This is a genomic window from Streptomyces sp. NBC_00433, assembly GCA_036015235.1.
GTDB lineage: Bacteria > Actinomycetota > Actinomycetes > Streptomycetales > Streptomycetaceae > Actinacidiphila.
In genome coordinates this window covers 8,947,061-8,964,602 of the sequence record CP107926.1, presented here as the reverse complement: position 1 = coordinate 8,964,602, position 17,542 = coordinate 8,947,061, and the positions used below count along the sequence as shown (strand labels likewise).

Genomic DNA, 17,542 nt, shown 5'->3' with positions numbered 1-17,542 from the left:
CGACACCCCGGGTGGGCCAACCATACGAAGGGCTCGCCCGATCCCGTGCCAACAAGGTAGGGAACCTTGACCGACGGCCCTGCGCGGGTAGCGGTCGGTGGAGCGTCCAGGTGACATGCAGGATGGAGCTATGGAGAGCGAAGTGCCGTTGTCCGGCGGGCGCATCACCCCTGGTGTAGTCAGGGTCAGCGACACGGTCCGGCGTCCGGTCGCGGCGTCGTCCGCGTTCGTCGTCGAGCTGCTCGGTGGCCTCTGGCAACAGGGCTTCACCGGCGCTCCACGTCACCTCGGGTTCGACGCGGCCGGCCGGCAGGTCCTCAGTTACCTTCCCGGCTGGGTGCCGGCCCGCTTCCAACGCTGGAGCGACCCCCAGGTGGCCGCCGCGGGCGCCCTGCTCCGCGCCTTCCACGACGCCACCCGTGGCAGCCGCCTGGCCGGCCGGCACCCCGTGGTCTGTCACCACGACCCGGGGCCGAACAACACGGTCTTCACGAACGACGTCCCGGTCGCCTTCATCGACTTCGACACCGCCGCCCCCGGCAATCCCCTTGAGGACCTCGGATACATGGCGTGGACCTGGTGCATCTCCTCCAAATCCGACGCTCCGCCCACACCCGCGCAGGCGGCGCAGGTGCGCGTCCTCGCCGACGCGTACGGGCTCCACTCCGCCGCCCGCTCCCGCCTCATCGACGCCACGCTCGACCGCCAGACCCGAAACGCCCATTGGTGGCGCAGCCACCTCGCCAGCCCGCCGCCGCACGTCGCTGATGACCACGAGATCGCCGAACGTATCCGGTGGTCCGAGCGTGAGCACGCCTACACCTCGGTCAATCGCGCGATCTTCCAAGCACACCTGGCCTGACGGGTCGACGCTCGCCCGATCCTCCGACCTGCGTGATCAATCTTCGGTGACACAAACTCCCTTCCGTCAAGGTTCGATGGCAATCGGTCAAGCTTCCCTACGTTGTTGACCGGGACGGGCGAGCCCTTCGTATGGTTGGCCCACCCAGGGGCGTCGGGTGTGGCTTTCAAACTTCTGCCGCTTGTGGCTTCCACTGATTGGCCGCCCGACGCCCCACGACGACTCGGCTGCCAATTAGGAATTGCGACTCGATCGCTCCGTAGGGAATCGACAGCGATGTCGTCCGTCGGGAGGCACCAGCACACCGCACGTTACGGAGGCACGATGACCGCGATCTGGGCCGGCATCGACGCAGGCAAGACCCACCACCACTGTGTCGCGATCGATGAGGGCGGCCGTCGGCTGCTGTCGCGACGCGTCGCCAACGACGAGCCCGAACTCCTTGAACTCCTGGCCGACGTCCTAGCCTTGGGCGACGAGGTGACCTGGGGCATCGACCTGGCCGACGGCGGAGCCGCCCTGGTCATCGCCATCCTGTTCAACCACGACCAGGCCGTCCACTACATCTCCGGCCGGGCCATTCACCGTGCCTCCGAGAGCTACCGCGGCGAGGGCAAGACCGACGCGAAGGACGCCGCAGTCATCGCCGACCAAGTCCGCATCCGACGTGACCTGCACCCCATACGTACCGGCGACGAAACCGTCACCGACCTCAAAATCCTCACCGTCCGCCGCATGGACCTGGTCGCCGACCGCACCCGCACCGTCAACCGGCTCCGGGCCCAACTGTCCGGCATCTTCCCCGGCCTGGAGCGGGCACTCGACGTCACCAACACCGGCCCCCTCATCCTGCTGACCGGCTACCAGACCCCGGCTGCCCTTCGCCGGCTCGGCAGCAAGCGACTGGAGACCTGGCTTCGCAACCGCAGCGTCCGCAACGCCGATCACCTCGCTGAGACGGCCGCCCAGGCCGCCGAACGTCAGCACACCAGCCTGCCCGGCGAGAAGCTGACTGCGCAGATGGTGCACACGCTTGCGAAGGAGGTGATGGCCTTCAACCAGCAGGTTGCCCAGCTCGACAAGCTCATCGAGGCCCGGTTCCGCAACCACCACCACTTCGAAGTAATCACCAGCATGCCCGGCCTGGGCATCATCCTCGGCGCCGAGTTCCTGGCCGCAACCGGCGGTGACATGACCGTCTTCGGCACCTCTGACCGGCTTGCCGGCTTTGGAGGAGTCGCGCCGGTCCCACGTGACTCCGGCAAGATCAGCGGGAACCTGCGGCGCCCCCAGCGATACAGCCGCAAGCTCCAGCGCGTCTTCTACACCTCCGCACTGTTCAGCATCCGAAAGTGCGATGAGTCCCGCCGGTTCTACGACCGCAAACGGGCCGAGGGCAAGCGCCACACCCAGGCCGTCCTCGCCCTCGCCCGCCGCCGCGTCAACGTCTTGTGGGCGCTCCTCCGCGACGAACGCTGCTACCAGCCCGCACCACCGGAACCGGTCGCCGCATGACTCCCCTGCGGCTATGCGTCCCTCCGCACAACCGGTATCCGAATCCCGGCACGTGCGGAAGGATTGGAACCATGCCGGATCCGGTCGAAACCCCGCAGGAGATCTGGGACGCCTGTGCTGCATACGGCGACACGGTGTTCGAGGTCCACGACCAGGTGTCCTGGCAACGGGATCGCCGACTGGACGGCTATGCCGTCTGGCGGATGCCCGCTCCGGCAGCCGACGGTATGAGCAGGACGCTGCTGGCCCTGAGATTTTACGCGTTGTCCAACGACGCCGCCGTCACCACTGGGCATCCCCTGACCGGCGACGACCTGGCCGGAGTTCCCCTCGCCGGCGTGGTCTCCGAGCCGCGGCGGGACTACGAACTCTTCGTCGGCTTCAACGCGGTCGCACCGGACGCCGCCCGCTCCCACTGGATGAACATCCTCAAGCTACTCACCTACGAGCAATGGGGCAGCGCGCTGACGTTGGCCAGGCTGGATGCGGTGATCCGGGAGACGGTCGACCGACTCTCGGCGAGGTACCGGAATCCTGAACTCACAGTCCGCGACCTCAACTACCCATCTCCATATGCCGACTATGAACCGTTATGAGGCATCCCGGCCGGGCACCGAACTTGACAAACGACATTAGGAATCAGTGGCACGGCACAGCGGCCCGGGTGCGGCGGCGGGGAGCGTTCCACCGTGAATTCGAACGGGGAATCGAACTAGGTTTGAGGGGTGAGCGACGACCAGGACCAGGAGCACGGCGTGGGGCAGTCGGCTGCCCTGCCGCAGGCCGACGGGCCGCTGGTCGACGTGACCCTCCCGGACGGGCAGCACCTGTTCGCCGTGGTGAAGTCCCGATGCAGGGAGCCTGACGGCTGGTGGTACGACCTGCAGATCCACCTGCCCAGTCAGAGCAGCGAGCGGGGCCGGCTCCTGGCCCTGCCCGCCGCAGTCGACTTCCGCGCCCCCGCCGCCCTGTGCCGGCCGGTCGACGGCCAGCCCTACGACCAGGTCCCCACCGAGCGACCCGGCATTACCCCGGCCTGGAAGGTCGAAGAGTCGGTCTACTTCGGACCCGATCGGGGCCCGGCCCGCGTCGTGCACCGCGGCGACTGCCGCGCCGCCCGCGACCTCACCCGGCCCGCCAGCACCGAGCAGGCCCGGACCGTCCTCGAGCGACCCGACGCCGCACTCTGCCCGCTGTGCCGACCCGACCGGCCGCTGCGCACCGCCGTGGTGTAGGCGCCGTTCCGGCCGCACCTACGTCAGTGGGCTCCGACGCACTCGCCGTTCCGCGCCCCGAATCGCCGATCCGGGCGCGAACGTAGCGCCGGTGATGGGGATCTTTGAAATCGGCTGTGGCGGAAATTTCGTGACGGCCAGTTCTAAACATCCGTCATGGCCCGTGATGTCCGTTGTCCAGCATGTTGACCGTGGGGGACGAACAGCACTTCTGGGATCTCGTGTGGCCTGACGTCGAGGGACTGATCGTCGATGCGGTGGACGTCGTCGGAAACGTCGTGTGGATCGATCTGCACGCCAGGCAGCCGACGGTGAAGTGCCCTTCGTGCGATGTCTTGGCCTCGCGTGTGCACAGCACGTACATGCGGAGGCTGGCTGACCGTCCGCTGGGGGGCCAGCGGGTGCTGCTCCGCCTGCGGGTCCGGCGGTTCTTGTGCGACAACGGCCTGTGCTCCCGCCGGACCATGGCGGAACAGGTGTCGTGCCTGACCAACCCGTACCGGCGCCGCACCCAGGCGCTCGCCCGGATGGTGCAGGCGATCGGGCTGGCCGTCGGTGGCCGGGCCGGCGCCCGGCTCGCCAGCTATCTGCCAGTGCGAGCGAGCCGGGACATGATCCTGGGGGAACTCCGACGGCTCCCGGACCCGCCGTCCAGCCAGGTCACGGTCCTGGGCATCGACGAGTTCGCGTTCCGCAAGGGCGCCACCTACGGCACCGTGCTGATCGACGTCGAAACACGGCGGCCGATCGACCTGCTACCCGACCGCACCGCGGACGAAGTGGCCACCTGGCTCGCCGACCACCCCGAGATCAAGGTGATCTGCCGGGACCGGTGCAGCACCTTCAGCCAGGCCGCCGCCCGTGCGGCCCCCGACGCGATCCAGGTCGCAGATCGCTGGCATTTACTCCACTCGCTTGCCCGAGCAGTCGAACGCACCGCTCACCAACACCGTGCCTGCCTGCGCAAAGGCGCCGAGACCGGCAATTTGGACCACACCGAGGAGCCGTCGGACTCAGCCGCCCTGGCGGCACTGATCGGACCGCCGGAGCCGAACGACGCACCCGACAGCCAGCTCCTGGCCCGAGTCCGCCAGTGGCACACGGACATCCACCAGCTGCGCGAACGCGGCTGGACGATTAGCGCGATCGCCGACCGCCTGGGCCGCGACCGCAAGACGGTGCGCCACTACCTCACGACCGACCTCGACCAGATCCTCGCCTCGGCCCGAGAGCGCCGCCCCAACGGACACATCAACCGCTTCAAGCCCTACCTGCAACAACGCTTCCGCGGCGGCGCCACCAACGCCGCAGCCCTCTTCCGCGAGATCCGCGAACGCGGCTACCGCGGCAGCCGCGTCGTGGTCACCAAGTACATCGCGACCCTCCGTGCCGGCACCGCCGCCCCGGAACCACGCCAGCCTGTTCCCAGTCCCCGCCGCATCACGACCTGGATCATGCGGCGCCCGGAGAGCTTGACCGACAGCCAGCGCGAACAGCTCGACCGCATCTTGGATGCCTGTCCTGATCTGGCCACCGCCCGTGACCTCGCTCACGAGTTCAGTGCCATTGCCCGCGAACGCCGAGGTCACGACCTCACGCACTGGATGGCCCGTGCTCTCGACCAGGGGCCACAACCGGTCCAGGGCTTCGCGGCTTTCCTCCAGAACGATTGGGATGCCGTCGTCAACGGCCTGACACTCCACTGGAGCTCCGGTGCCGTCGAGGGACAGGTCACACGCATCAAACTGATCAAACGCCGGTCATACGGCCGTGCTTCCTTCGCCCTCTTGCGAACCCTCGTCCTCGCCCAACCACCGTGATCTTCACCGTCAGACGCGTCGCCCGCGCTTGGTCTTCGCGCGCATACGTTCGCGAAGCTCGGCCTGGTAGAAGGCGGCTTTGTCACCGCCCAGCTCGAAGTACTCACAGATGTCGGCGACCGTTTCGGCGACTTCCGCAGTACCCGTGAGCCCGAGCTGGACGAGCCCCCAGAACCCCTCCTGAGCGTGGGTCCGGCATCCGTCGCCCAGACCCGCACCTTCTGTATCCGGCTCATAGTCGCCGGAGCCTGCGGCTACGAACGACAACGTCTGCAGCAGCACGTCTCGGGCCAGTGTCGAGAGGTCGCCCGCAAGCGCGGCCATGATCACGCCGACCGCCGGCGGAGTGCACTCGAAGATGATCGTGCTCTCCTCAACGTGACCATCGAGGGTGTATCCGATCATGTCCCGGGGCGTCTCAGCGGTGATGATCGTCTCGATCAGAAGAGGCACATGGTCCGCAGAATCGCCGCAGCCGCACTCCAACGAAGCCCAATCGACCCGTCGCAGTTCTGCGCGCACCAGCTCACTGACTACCACCGCGGACCCCCAAGAGCCATGCCGGACCCCGCGCCCCGGCGCTAGCGATCAAGCATGACTCAGCTGTCGGCCCCACCGCCATCAGGTGCTTCACGAAATTTCCGCCACAGCCTTGAAATCGGCCGGTGGTGCTCTTCCTCCTCATTTCGTTGGGACTTGGAAGATATGGGGAGGGTGGGGAGCGATGAGCGGGGTTTCGCCTGGCACTATCTGTCGTCATGACTTCTGATCGGTGGAGCACTCACACCATCGTTTTGGGATCCAACAGCGTGACCAAGCGGTTCCGTGGCGAAGATCGTGAGCGTGGTCGGCGTGAGTGGCGCGCATTGGGGTTGCTTGCTCGGTATGCGCCCGGACTGGCTCCAACGCCGTTGGGGGCGGATCTTGCCGCAGCGGAGCCCACTGTGGTGATGTCCAGGCTGGCCGGTGAACCGCTGCGGGGTTTGCTGCTTGACGACGATCAGGTCGAGGCGCTTGCTGCGGCCGTAAAGAGGGTGCATGAAGCGGTGCCGTCGGACGTTCTGGCTGGAGTTCCGCTGCGGCCTGGGCATCAAGGGGAGCTGATCGGACACATCCGTTCGTGGTTCCCTCAAGCCCGCCCTCGGGTCAGTAGCCTGCTAGGTCGGGCTATGGATGAAGGTATGGACTGGCTGGACCGGTCCGGACTGGACACCAGCTGCCAGAAGGATCTTCTGAGTGTCTTCGGGCCCGGGGACGGGAATCTCGCGAACTACCTCTGGGACGGGCTGCGAGTTCAGGTGGTCGACTTCGAGGACTCAGGTCGCAGCGATCGTGCTTTTGAACTGGCAGAGATCACGGAGCACGTGGCCAGCTGGGTGAAGCATCCTCTGGATTCCACGCTCTTCCTGCGGCACTTCGACCTCACGGCGGCCGAAGCGGTGCGATTGACGCACTGCCGCCGCCTCCTCGCCCTCGTCTGGCTGTTCCTGCTCGCCTTTGACGACGCCGACGCGCCAAGGAATCCGCCGGGGACAGCAGATCGGCAAGCCGCTCGATTGATGGACCTGCTCGCCTGATCGATGGTGCCAGTGCTGGCCTTCAGAAGCCAGCACTGGCAGGTGGATCGTGTGTCCGTCAGGGGGCCCGTCGCAGAGGGACGATGTCGGGGATGGTGGTGTGAACGGTGGGTCGTGCGGCTTCGGGTGTCGCCAGCAGCGCGACGATGGTGACGGGCTGGTGGCAGTGGGGGCAGTCGCGGGTGGCGGTGGGTTCCAGGGGGTCGCGTTCGGGGGCTTGAGGCCGCAGTAGCGGGCGGTTGGGGGGTCTGGTCATGATGGAGGGTTCCGTCAGTTCGGGCAGCGCCGGCGGTGCGGTGCGCTGCGGGAGCGGGTTTTCTCCGAGGCGGCGGGCCCGGTCTGCGTCACGTGCCTGGTCGCGTTGGCGTTCGGCATCGCGGCGGCAGGTGGGCGAGCAGTAGACCTGCCGGACGGTTTTGGCCGCGCGGAAGGTGTTGTCGCAGATCGGGCAGGTGCGATCTTCCAGCGCGGCTTCGCTGGTGCGCGAGAGGTCCCGGCAGGTTTTGGAGCAGAAGATCCGGCGGGGGCTGGCGTCGGTGGTGAACCCGGTCTGGCAGTAGGGGCAAGTGTCCGCGTACTTATCCGAGTGCTCCAGCGCGTACGGAGTTGTGTGCACCACTGATTGGTCTCAGCGAAGCCGCTCTCATGGACCGTTCCACTCGCCGTATTCTCGTGTCGTGGCCGACGAGCATGGGGCGACTGACGCCTTCAAGAACCGATGCACGAATGCGGCGCGGACGTTGGAGTCCTGCATCAGCTACTTCATCGAGCGCGTCTCGTTGGACGAGTCCAACGAGGACCGCAAGGACAACACACTGGACGTATGGCTGCGCGAGGGGCCGCGGAAGCCCGATGTGGTGGTCTCGCTGTCCAATCTCTACTCGGTTCGCCCGTGGGAACCCGCACTGGGTTTCTCCTTCATCGATGGGATCTCCCTCGTCCATCTGCCGAAGCTGCCGTTGCCCTGGCCCACCGAGGCGGTCGGCCGACTCGATCGCTCCGAGGGCCTGCCCGAACTGGTCTGGCTGAGGATCGCGGGACCGATCGAAGTCGATGCTGTGGCCGCGACCGTGACCGTTTACCAGGCACAGAGCGATGATGCGGCCTCTGTGTTCCAGTGAGAGCCTGAAGCCGTTCGACGCTCAGGCAACAGCTGCAGTTTGTTGAGACGACTGGTCAAGCGCTCAGGCGACGTCGGTTTCCCGTTCGATGGCGGCGAGGCGGTTTTTGAGCCGGTAGCTGGGGCCGTTGATGGAGATCACGTCGCAGTGGTGCAGGAGGCGGTCGAGGATGGCGGTGGCCAGGACTTCGTCGCCGAACCCCTGTCCCCATTGCCGAAGGACTCGTTGGAGGCGATGGCGACGCTGTTCTTTTCCTCGCGTTCCGTCAGGACCTGGAAGAGGAGTTCGTCGCCGTGGCGGTCGAGTTCCATGTAGCCGAGCTCGTCGATGCACAAAAGATCAACGCGGCCGTAGCGGGCGATGGTCTTGGTCAGCTGTTTCTCGTCGGCGGCCTCGACGAGCTCGTTGACGAGCTTGGTGGCCAGGACGTACTTGACCCGGTAGCCGGCCATCGCGGCTTCGGTGCCGAGTGCGATCAGCAGGTGGGACTTGCCGGTGCCGGAGTCGCCGATGAGGCAGAGCGGCAGACTCTTCTTGATCCATTCACACTTGGCGAGGGTGTGGATCAAGGCCGCGTCGATGTTCGGGTTGGCGTCGAAGTCGAACTTGCGAAGTGACTTGTCGCGGGGAAACCCGGCGTCCTTGATCCGTCGTTCCGAGCGGCGCCGGGCCCGGTCGTCGCACTCGGCCAGCAGCAGTTCGGAGAGGAAGCCCAGGTAGGACATCTGCTCGCGGCCGGCGGTCTCGGCGAGTTCGGGGAACTGGGACCGGATGGTTGGCAGTCGCAGCATCCGGCATGCCTGGTCGACTGCCGCGGTGGCGGCCTGCTCGGTGAGTCCTCGCTGGCGGGGAATGGTCACAGTCGGTCTCCTTCAGGGGGTGGGGCGGTCCGGTCGGCGCAGTCGTAGCAGCTGGTCGTAGTGGGCGACCGAGGGCAGCGGCCGCTTGTCGGGAGGCAGGTGGGCCAGGCGACGGGAAGCCAAGGAAGTGACCTTCGACCGGTCGGCCGTTGGCGGCACGTGTTCTGCGAGGGTGTTGCTGTCCTCTTCCGCAGCCTTGCGGGCCTCAAGCGCGACGGCGTCAGCCGTCAGAGCGCCCGTGTTCAAGGCCGCTGCGAGGCCGGTGACCAGGTGCTCGTGAGGCAGGTGGCGGCCCAGAAGGAGGACTTCGATGAGCGCGCGGGTGCCGTCGCGTTCGCCGTGGGCCTTGACGGCCGCCGCCCACCAGGCGTCGTGGACTGGAGTGAATCTGCCTGCGGAGCGGGCCTGGTCGAGCGCGGTTGCGCCGGGCAGGGCGCCGGGCTTGCGCACGAGGGCCTCCAGGTAGTGGTCCAACTCAAGCCGGGTGCCGCCCTTGGCGATGAGCCGCTCGTGCCGGGCGACCTCCTCGCGGCCTTCGTAGACGATCAATTCAGACGCGTGCAGCATCGCGCGGACACTCCGGCCGATCAGCCGCACTGGCACCGAGTAGCGGTTGGTCCGGACGCTGATCTGGCTGTAGCGGTCGACTCTCAGGGTGAAGTGCCGGCCCGTCTCGAACGGCTCCTCCGGCAGCGGTGCGAGCAGTGGCCGCTCGGCCTCGAAGTACTCGCCGATACGGCGGAGACCCCGACGGCAGTCGACACCGACGCCAATGCGGCCTCGGGCTCGCCAGCGGCCGGGACATGGCCGGCGGCTGCCGTCTGCCCTGGCGGTACCGGATCGTCCGGGGCGCCGTCGGTGGTCGCGTCGGCCCGCGGCGCGGCGGGCAGCCACCTTGCCGGGACTCGCGCGCCCCGCCCAGCAGCAGGCTTCCCGGCGGCAGTCGAGCAGGCTTCGCCCTCCTCAACCTTGGTCACAGTCAGATACCAGACTTGACGCCGGTACTTGGACCGTGCGGGGGTGCGGGACGCTTCAAGGATGGGGGGGACGCGGGTCAGGCAGGTGGGCCTGGTGTACGCGATTGGTCAGGTGGCGACCTTGCTGATCGTGTTGTGGCTGAACCGCCGGTATCACCTTGGCAGCGCGAGCGCTGTAGTCGTGGCGCTGGTGCCGACGCTTCCCGGTGCGTTCCTCGCCTGGGCGGCGTACCGGGACGACCGGGCCGAGGCATCGGCGGACCTGGACCTCAAGTCACGGGCCCTGGCGGCGGCGGTCAGGGTCTCGGAACGGGACCAGGTCGCCAGTCTGTTGGGCGCGGGTGGCCGACGCATCGACGTGAATTTCGAGTACCTGCACGCCACGGGGAACGACGCGGTCCGTACAGCCACACGTGGACATCTCGCGGACGTGCTCGCCTACTACCGCAGCCTGCGCCCTGCCCGGCTGCTGATCACTGGAGCACCGGGGGCGGGCAAAACGCTGCTTGTCCTGCAATTGCTCATCGACATCCTGGACGACCCCGATCGCGGCGACGCTGATCCGGTTCCGGTGCGTTTCTCCCTCGCGAGTTGGGACACGCTGCAGCCGCTGGCCCAATGGCTGGCTGAGCAAATCCACCAGCGCTACGGCACTACGACCGACGTCGCGCAGGCGTTGGTCGACCAGCGGCGAATCCTGCCGGTCCTCGACGGCCTGGACGAGATGGATGACAGCACCACGCCTCTCGGCCGCCGGCGTGCGATAGCCGCCATAGTTCTCCTCAATGACTACCAGGACACGCGGGGCAGTGCTCCCCTGGTGCTGACCTGCCGGGCAGAACAGTACGAGGAACTGGCCAGTGCGGATGTGCACATGCGGGACTCCGCCCGGGTCCAGATCCGTCCCGTCACCCCGCCCCAGGCCACGGCCTACCTCACTGGCCGCGCCGCCGCCCCTGCCCGCTGGGCGACCGTACTGACCGCCCTGGCCACCGATCCTGCCGGGGTCCTGGCCCGTGCCCTGGACACCCCGTGGCGCCTGAACCTGGCCGTCACCGTGTACGAGCAACGCGATCCGGAGACGCACGCGTACGTCCGCGACCCGGCTGACCTGCTGGCTCTGACCTCCCCGGCCGCGGTCCGCGACCACCTGCTCGCCCGCCACCTCCAGGCCGCCACCGCTCAGCACCCGGGCCCCTACACTCCTCGCCAGGTGCACCGGTGGTTAAGCGTCCTGGCCACCCATTTGGCGGGCTCGGCTGGAGCCGAGCCCCGAACCGACCTGCTCCTGCATCAGCTGTGGACCCTCGCAGGTCCCCGCCGCGTCCGTACACTCGATGCGGCTGCCACGGCCTTGCTCGCCCTGGCTTTTGATGCGGCTCTGATGGGCCAGAGCCCGTCAGGATTCTCCCTGGTCCCACTGCCGGGAGTGGTGCTGTTTACGATCTGCTCGGCGTGGTCGGTCACCCTTAATACAGTGCGGCCCCCCAGGAGCGCCCGCAGCCTGGGCCATCCGGCTCGCAGGCGCGGGCTCACCGGGGAGATCGCGGTCTTCCTGGCCACCGCGCTGGCACTCGGGCTGGATATGGGGCTGGCAGGAGGCTGGGGAGGCAAGTGGGGTGGACTCGGCGTGGTGGTCGAGCCCCTGTTAAAGATGCTGTTCGGGATGGGGCTCGCTGCAGTGATCGTCCTGGGCAGCCCAACGATCATCACCGCAATCGGATGGGGGTACATCGTGCCCACAGACCCCCGCCATCCGCTCAGGGACGACCTGATCGTCGGGTTCGCGAGCGGCGCGGCTTTCGGCATCACGCTGGGAACAGCCATCGGAATCACCCTGCAACCAGGAACGGGAGTGATCGCCGGACTGGGCCTCGTCCTGGTGATCGGCTTCTGGCCGTGGTCGCGGTCTGCGGTACGGCGCTACCTGGTGTTCTTGTGTGTGTGCCGGGGCCAACTCCTGCCCTGGCGCCTCGGCGCCTTCTTGAACTGGGCTTACGAAGCGGGCCTGCTACGGATCTCCGGCATCGCCTACCAGTTCCGGCACCGGGAACTGCAAGACTGGCTTGCGACCAACCCCAGACCCTGAATGACCGACGTCAAGAACCCGGGGTCCGGCGGCACCCCCGCAGTCGAAGTTCGTGGTGAGGATGACCTTGATGCTGCCGCGCTTGACCAGCCGGGCGAGGGCGCGGTGCGCGGCGGTGGGCTGCTTGCCGGCGTCCTCACCGTCGGCGGGTTCGAAGTAGCCGGCCAGCAGGGCCTGCCGGGCGGCCGGGGTCGGTGCGGCCTCAGCCAGTAGGCGGGAGTACCCGAGCGGCTCGCCGAACCGGGCCTCCCACCAGGATTCCGGGTCAGCCGCAGCCCGGGCGCCAGCGTCGGGGTCGTCCGGCTCGTGCACGGCGGCGACCTTGGCCACCAGGTCCTGCACGATGCCCCAGCCGGTCTTCACCCCCGAGGCGATCGAGATGCCCGCCCGAGCAGCACCGCGTACACGCCCGGACAGGTGTGCACGTTCAGCGCCAGCGCCATCCGCGCGTCCAGCACCGCACCCGTCCCCGGCACCGCCACCGCGCTCGCCACGGCCCCCACCTCACTTCCAGCCCGGCATTTCACCCCTGGCGGCGAAACCACCACCGGGGCTACCGGAATCGACCCTACCATCAATCTCGTCATAATGACGAGAAGTATTCGCTCCGCGCACCACCGCCGCTCCCGGCGCCGGTGTCGATGCCAGCGCGGACCCGACGCCGCCCCGTACGACATCTGCCAACCGGACCGGCCACTGCGCACCGCCGCGCAGCCAAGAGCACGGGGCCGCGTGCTACTTCGTGGTCGGCTCCCACGGGTCCGCATTTGCTGCAACGATCCGCTTTCATGACAGTCGGAAGCCCCTCCCCTGCAGACGAGTTCGCGGACGACGCGGAGACCGCAAGGCGTGCCTCCGAGGCAATCCAGATCATGGTCGCCGCGTTGGACGCCATAGGCCGCATGAGCGGACCGGTCACGGCACCGGATGTGTCAGCGCGCGTCTTCCCCATCGCCTACGGCTGGTTCGCCGCAATCGTCCGAAACAGCCAGCTGATCGCACTGGCGCACCAGCACGGGCTGCGCCACGAATGTGCGGCCAACGCGCGCTTGATCCTGCAGCACACCCTCGCCCTCCAGTGGCTCGTCGAAGCCGGAGAACCAGCTGCTGGCGCAGTTGAAGACGCTGAGCACCGCCAGATGCGCGCCCTGATCAAGGAAGTCGTGGACACCAGGTGGCCAGTCCCGGCCGGTCTGGCGATGCCGGCCGGAACACCTCCGCCTAAGAAGGGCCGGCTGGCGAACGACTTCGAGAACTTCAAGGACATGTGCAAGCTCTACGACGGCGGCCCTCAGCTGTACGTGCCATACAAGCTGACCTCCAGCAACGCCCATCCCAGCTACACAGGCGCCATGGCGTACCTGGTGCCGGAGACCGGCCAGCTATCCACCACAGCCGTCACGGACACCTACGCCCACCTGGTCGACTCCACCCGCTGCCTGATCCAAGCCGGGCACGCCTTCGCCCCCTGCTTGCCGACACGACGATCGCCAACGCGGTGGGCCAGGCCGAGACGGCGCTCGGCATGCAGTTCGGCTTGTGGCAGCGCCTGCCGGCCTGCCCGACTTTCCGAATCGGCTCGCCCCGGCCGCGCTCGCGCTCCCGCAGGCCGAGCACGTCCCGCCGACTTTCGCCCGGAACGTGCCCCGCAGCAAGGGGCTCAGTCGTCCTCGTTGAGGAGGTGTTCGATCTGCCGGCGAGCGCCCTCTTCGTCTGCCATCCGCTGGCTGCGCTGGTAGGAGCACACCGCGCACTGGCCATAGGCCACCCAGCCCCAGATGTCGTACCCCAGCCCGAAGAACGTCTCGAACCCGCAGACGGGGCAGTCGCGGGCCTCGATCCCCTCGGGATTGGTCTTGGGGTCGTAACCGTTGGGGTTTACGGCCGCCTCCGCGCGGCGTCCCGCTTCGTCGCCGCCGATCAGTTCCAGCAGGGACTGGGCCTGCGCGACTGATAGCCGGCTCTCCTCCCGTGCGCGGGTCCCGTCCTGGTCTGTAATCTCCTCGGTCAAGGTCCCCAGGGCCGGGTGGTCGTCGAGAGCGAGCAGCGCCTCGATGTGGCACCGCTGCAGCCCCCCGTTGCCGCGGCCGTGCCGGGCGTTCCCGCTCAGGTCAATGGCCTCGGTCAACAGTGCCACGTCGACACGCGTGATCACCGGTTCCGGAACAATCCGCGGAACGTCGAAGATGGTGCCCGCCGGTCCCGGCGGCAGCGGCTCAACCGGCGCCGGGTCCTCGATGAGATGCACGCCGGGCGACCCGTCCTCGGCAGCCCTCCCGGCGATCACTTTCAGCAGATCCCGCGCGAAGTAGACGTGGCCGTTCGGCCTCGCTTCCTCCCCCGGCCAGTGCGTCGCGACGATCGCTGCCAGGCCGTTCGACAGGGCCTGGTCAAAAAGCCCCTCGTGCCCGGGCTCTGCGGCGGTGAGGTCCAGCGACTCCACAGGTGCCCTCGGATCGCCCGGATGCTCCTGCAGCGCGCGGTACATCATCGCTGCGCACCTGCCGAAGTAGCGGGCACGGGATTCCTGCAGGTCCTGCTCTGGCTCCATACACACATACTCCCCCGCGCCACCGGAGGACCGCGGCCGGGTCAGGGCGCGGGAATCGGGCGGGCTGCGGCGGTGCCGATCCGGCCGGCCGGGGGCCGGGGCAGGTGGGACAGATGCACGGCTGCTCGGCGCCGTTCGTCGACGCGATCCGCTCCAGCTGGCGTACCAGGTGCGGCCGCTCCCCGGCGGGCTGCTCGGTGATGATCGGCGTCATGGCGTTCTTCCTGGGGGCTGGTAGGAGTCGTTGGGTTGCCGTGCTGGGTCGGCCGACTGGTGCGGCGGCGCCGCGGTTCCACCGCGGCGCTTCTTCGCATTCGGCGCCTCGCGGGCGAGTTCCCCGATCCGGCGCTGCACTTCCTCGAGCCAGGCCAGCCGCTCCGGGGAGAGCACCAGCTGCTGCTCCTGGTCCTCCTGGCCGTCATCGTCCACGTCGGCAGGGTCGGCGAACTGCAGCTGCTCGCACAGGGCCGCGGCGGTCGCCTGGTCGGTCGGCGACGGCTTGCCCGCACGTGTGACGCGGTCGGGTTGGACGGGTCCGGCCGGGGTCCTGGAGGCCCGCACAAGAGCCTGGAGGCTGATGCTGGTGGCCACCGCCCGGGCGTGGACGCTCAGCTGGGGCACGGCGTCCTCCGCCGGCTCGGGGCGGTCTCGCCTGGCGGGCAGCAGCCGGTGCCAGGTGGCGGTGTAGGCGGTGTGCCCGGGCGGCCGCGGCCGGCGGCCCTCCACCGGGGACGGGGTGATGTCGACGCAGTGCGCGCCGATCGCTTCGGCCTGTATGTCCTGACCACTACGCAGGTGGTGTTCGCTCATTACGCGTGCGGCATCCGTGCCGGTGCGGTTGCTCGCGGCGGCCGACGACACTGCGGTACTGAACCTGCGCTCTGAAGTCCCGGTCTCGAAGGTGGACGACACGGCGGAGTTCAAGTTCATTGACCTGTTGCTGCCGCAAATGGAACAACGGCGACAAGTTCGGCGAGGACTTCTTTCGAGGACTCCAACGCCAAGGTATGCAAGCTGGTCAGGGAGCTGAGGATGTGCTCGCCCTGTCCGGTCATGACCCCGTACTGCCGCGATCAGTACGCCCACAGCTTCGTCCTTGGGTCGTGGAGCTTTCGGCGCTGGGGCCCAGATACCGGCGTGTCCTGGGAGAAGCGGCCGCCCGTCCAGTGCGGTCGCACCTCTGACAGAACGGCCGGGTGACGGCCGAGCCCCATATCCTCATGGCTAACCGCAAGGCGCCCCCGCCCTAGGCCGTGTCTGATAATGATCACGTTGCGGCGGCTTCTCTCTGTGGAGTCCGCTGGCTGCCTGTGGGAGGGTCCTGCATGTGATCAGTCAGGATGGTGTCCGGGTCCGCGAGCTCGTACTCATGGACGGAGTTCGCCCGGCGGACGTTGTGCGTGTTCATCGCGAAGCACTTCACGTGCTGCGTTCGAGCATCGACGCAGCCCACATCGATGCCTACAGCGGTGACTTCTGGCCGCCCGAGGTCCTGGACTCATATGAGCGTGCCTTGTCATTGGCTCGGGAGGAGGTCGTGCGCGGTAACCGCTCCAGGCGCTCCGATCCTGGGATGGGCATCGACATTGATGTCCGAGACGACGGACAGTTCGAAGTGCTGTCGGACTTGGCTCCTTACACAATCAACGCCGAAGGCTGGCGGGATGGTCGGCTGGTCTTCAGTGCCAGCGACTCGGGAACCGCCCTGTGGATTGAGGTCACACAGGAACAGGAAGCGGCACTTCTGTCCCGACTGGGTCTGCTGGGGATCCCATCTGGTGTGCTCACCGTCCTGGCGTCCGGGCGCTAAGCGCCTGCCGACCCGGGCTCGCGGAGCCACAAGATCAGCGAGGCAAGGCGGAGTCCGGCCTGGTAGCGGTCCGCGAGCTTGTCGAACCGGGTCGCTACCGCGCGGAACTGCTTGAGCCGATTGAAGCACCTCTCGACAACGTTGCGGTGCTTGTACGCTTCCGCGTCGAAGGCGGGTGGTCGACCGCCCCGGGAACCCCGACGGAGCCGGTTGGCGACCTGGTCAGAGCGTTCAGGGATCGTAACGGCGATGCCATGACGCCTGCACCAGGCACGGATCCCCCGGGACGAATAAGCCTTGTCCGCCAGGACCCGGTCCGGGCGGGTACGTGGCCGTCCCCGCCCGGTACGCGGGACACGGACAGCGTCAAGTACCGCCTCAAACATGGTGGAGTCGTTGACGTTGCCGGGTGTGAGCACGAGCGACAGCGGCAGGCCGCGGCCATCGACCGCCAGGTGAACCTTGGTGGTCAGGCCGCCCCGGGACCGGCCGAGGGCCTGCGACGCCGCCGTACGTTCCGGATCTTCCAGTTTGTCCCCGTCGGCCTCCCCCTTTTGCGGGCGCCGGCGGCGTGCTGATGGGCGCGGTTGATCGTGGAGTCCACCGAAACCGTCCACTCCACCGCGCCCACCGCGTCATCACGGACCTGAACATGCTCCAGCAACTTCGCCCATGTACCGTCCGCATCCCAGCGGGCAAACCGCTCGTAGACCGTCTGCCACGGCCCATACCGCTCGGGCAGATCACGCCACGGCGCACCCGTCCGCAGTCGCCACAGCACCCCGTTGACCACCTGCCGGTGATCCCGCCACGGGCGCCCACACCCGTCCGCACCCGGAAGCAGCGGCTCTATCCGCTCCCACGCCGTATCCGTCAGCTCGCCTCGACCCGTCACAAGATCATTATCAGACACGGCCTAGCGGCCCTCACGCAATGGGTGGAGCGGGAAGGCACCGACCGGCCCGTACCTCGCGGACACGGTGAACAGATCGCAGTCGACGGCGCGACAGAACCAGTGATCATCAAGCTCGGGGTGTGGATCTCCAACACCAAAAGCCGCCGCGACAGGCTCACTACGGAGCAGCGGGCAGCGCTCGCTGAGCTTGGCGTCGAATGGGCGTAGAA

Annotated in this window: 18 protein-coding genes and 2 pseudogenes; 10 read left to right on the top strand and 10 right to left on the bottom strand. The window is 67.8% G+C overall.

Annotated elements, in window-relative coordinates; translation table 11 throughout:
- The first annotated feature begins 130 nt into the window (after positions 1–130).
- From OG900_38880 to OG900_38860, 5 genes are all read left to right on the top strand, one after another.
- The gene (locus OG900_38880) at positions 131–862 is read left to right on the top strand and encodes a phosphotransferase (GenBank protein ID WUH95549.1); all 732 of its coding nucleotides are present in this window, start codon (positions 131–133) and stop codon (positions 860–862) included.
- 324 nt (positions 863–1,186) lie between these two features.
- Positions 1,187–2,377, top strand: coding sequence for an IS110 family transposase (locus tag OG900_38875; protein ID WUH95548.1), 1,191 nt, complete (start codon positions 1,187–1,189; stop codon positions 2,375–2,377).
- Positions 2,378–2,448: 71 nt separating this feature from the next.
- On the top strand, positions 2,449–2,973 hold the full coding sequence (locus tag OG900_38870; protein WUH95547.1) for a hypothetical protein: 525 nt from the start codon (positions 2,449–2,451) through the stop codon (positions 2,971–2,973).
- A 129-nt stretch (positions 2,974–3,102) separates the two neighbouring features.
- Complete coding sequence (locus OG900_38865; GenBank protein WUH95546.1) at positions 3,103–3,612, top strand: DUF6233 domain-containing protein; 510 nt, start codon at positions 3,103–3,105, stop codon at positions 3,610–3,612.
- Between the two features lie 191 nt (positions 3,613–3,803).
- Positions 3,804–5,432, top strand: coding sequence for an ISL3 family transposase (locus OG900_38860; GenBank protein WUH95545.1), 1,629 nt, complete (start codon positions 3,804–3,806; stop codon positions 5,430–5,432).
- 9 nt (positions 5,433–5,441) lie between these two features.
- Here OG900_38860 and OG900_38855 read toward each other — a convergent pair whose 3' ends face one another.
- Positions 5,442–5,954: a hypothetical protein gene (locus OG900_38855; GenBank protein WUH95544.1), complete on the bottom strand. Its 513-nt coding sequence runs from the start codon at positions 5,952–5,954 to the stop codon at positions 5,442–5,444.
- Between the two features lie 287 nt (positions 5,955–6,241).
- Here OG900_38855 and OG900_38850 point away from each other — a divergent pair, with 287 nt between their 5' ends.
- Positions 6,242–7,009: a phosphotransferase gene (locus OG900_38850; protein WUH95543.1), complete on the top strand. Its 768-nt coding sequence runs from the start codon at positions 6,242–6,244 to the stop codon at positions 7,007–7,009.
- A 58-nt stretch (positions 7,010–7,067) separates the two neighbouring features.
- Here the strand turns inward: OG900_38850 and OG900_38845 are convergent, their stop codons facing one another.
- On the bottom strand, positions 7,068–7,625 hold the full coding sequence (locus OG900_38845) for a hypothetical protein (protein ID WUH95542.1): 558 nt from the start codon (positions 7,623–7,625) through the stop codon (positions 7,068–7,070).
- Positions 7,626–7,686: 61 nt separating this feature from the next.
- On the opposite strand from OG900_38845, the gene OG900_38840 reads away from it, so the two are divergent.
- Entirely contained in the window at positions 7,687–8,130 is a 444-nt protein-coding gene (locus tag OG900_38840) for a hypothetical protein (protein ID WUH95541.1), read from the top strand.
- A 63-nt stretch (positions 8,131–8,193) separates the two neighbouring features.
- On the opposite strand, the pseudogene istB reads toward OG900_38840, so the two are convergent.
- Positions 8,194–8,990: pseudogene (gene istB, locus OG900_38835) on the bottom strand (IS21-like element helper ATPase IstB).
- A gap of 12 nt (positions 8,991–9,002) precedes the next feature.
- Entirely contained in the window at positions 9,003–9,557 is a 555-nt protein-coding gene (locus OG900_38830) for a hypothetical protein (protein ID WUH95540.1), read from the bottom strand.
- A 504-nt stretch (positions 9,558–10,061) separates the two neighbouring features.
- Here OG900_38830 and OG900_38825 point away from each other — a divergent pair.
- Complete coding sequence (locus OG900_38825; GenBank protein ID WUH95539.1) at positions 10,062–12,056, top strand: NACHT domain-containing protein; 1,995 nt, start codon at positions 10,062–10,064, stop codon at positions 12,054–12,056.
- On the opposite strand, the gene OG900_38820 is transcribed toward OG900_38825, so the two are convergent.
- From OG900_38820 to OG900_38800, 5 genes are all read right to left on the bottom strand, one after another.
- Complete coding sequence (locus OG900_38820) at positions 11,979–12,419, bottom strand: hypothetical protein (protein ID WUH95538.1); 441 nt, start codon at positions 12,417–12,419, stop codon at positions 11,979–11,981. The two genes, OG900_38825 and OG900_38820, sit on opposite strands and share 78 nt — an antisense overlap.
- The gene (locus tag OG900_38815) at positions 12,416–12,550 is read right to left on the bottom strand and encodes a hypothetical protein (GenBank protein WUH95537.1); all 135 of its coding nucleotides are present in this window, start codon (positions 12,548–12,550) and stop codon (positions 12,416–12,418) included. Before OG900_38815 ends, OG900_38820 begins: the two co-directional genes overlap by 4 nt.
- Positions 12,551–12,988: 438 nt before the next feature.
- Positions 12,989–13,189 carry a hypothetical protein gene (locus OG900_38810; protein ID WUH95536.1) on the bottom strand — a complete coding sequence of 67 codons (201 nt, stop codon included), beginning with the start codon at positions 13,187–13,189 and terminating at the stop codon, positions 12,989–12,991.
- A 527-nt stretch (positions 13,190–13,716) separates the two neighbouring features.
- Positions 13,717–14,607: a hypothetical protein gene (locus OG900_38805; protein ID WUH95535.1), complete on the bottom strand. Its 891-nt coding sequence runs from the start codon at positions 14,605–14,607 to the stop codon at positions 13,717–13,719.
- Between the two features lie 210 nt (positions 14,608–14,817).
- Entirely contained in the window at positions 14,818–15,417 is a 600-nt protein-coding gene (locus OG900_38800) for a hypothetical protein (GenBank protein WUH95534.1), read from the bottom strand.
- Between the two features lie 517 nt (positions 15,418–15,934).
- Here OG900_38800 and OG900_38795 point away from each other — a divergent pair.
- On the top strand, positions 15,935–16,417 hold the full coding sequence (locus tag OG900_38795; protein WUH95533.1) for a hypothetical protein: 483 nt from the start codon (positions 15,935–15,937) through the stop codon (positions 16,415–16,417).
- On the opposite strand, the gene OG900_38790 is transcribed toward OG900_38795, so the two are convergent.
- A protein-coding gene (locus OG900_38790) for an IS5 family transposase (GenBank protein WUH95532.1) occupies positions 16,414–17,312 on the bottom strand; the annotation gives its coding sequence in 2 pieces (ribosomal slippage) (positions 16,414–16,964 and positions 16,964–17,312; 900 coding nt in all). The genes OG900_38795 and OG900_38790 overlap by 4 nt on opposite strands.
- A gap of 12 nt (positions 17,313–17,324) precedes the next feature.
- On the opposite strand from OG900_38790, the pseudogene OG900_38785 reads away from it, so the two are divergent.
- Positions 17,325–17,540: pseudogene (locus OG900_38785) on the top strand (helicase associated domain-containing protein).
- The last annotated feature ends 2 nt before the right edge of the window (positions 17,541–17,542 follow it).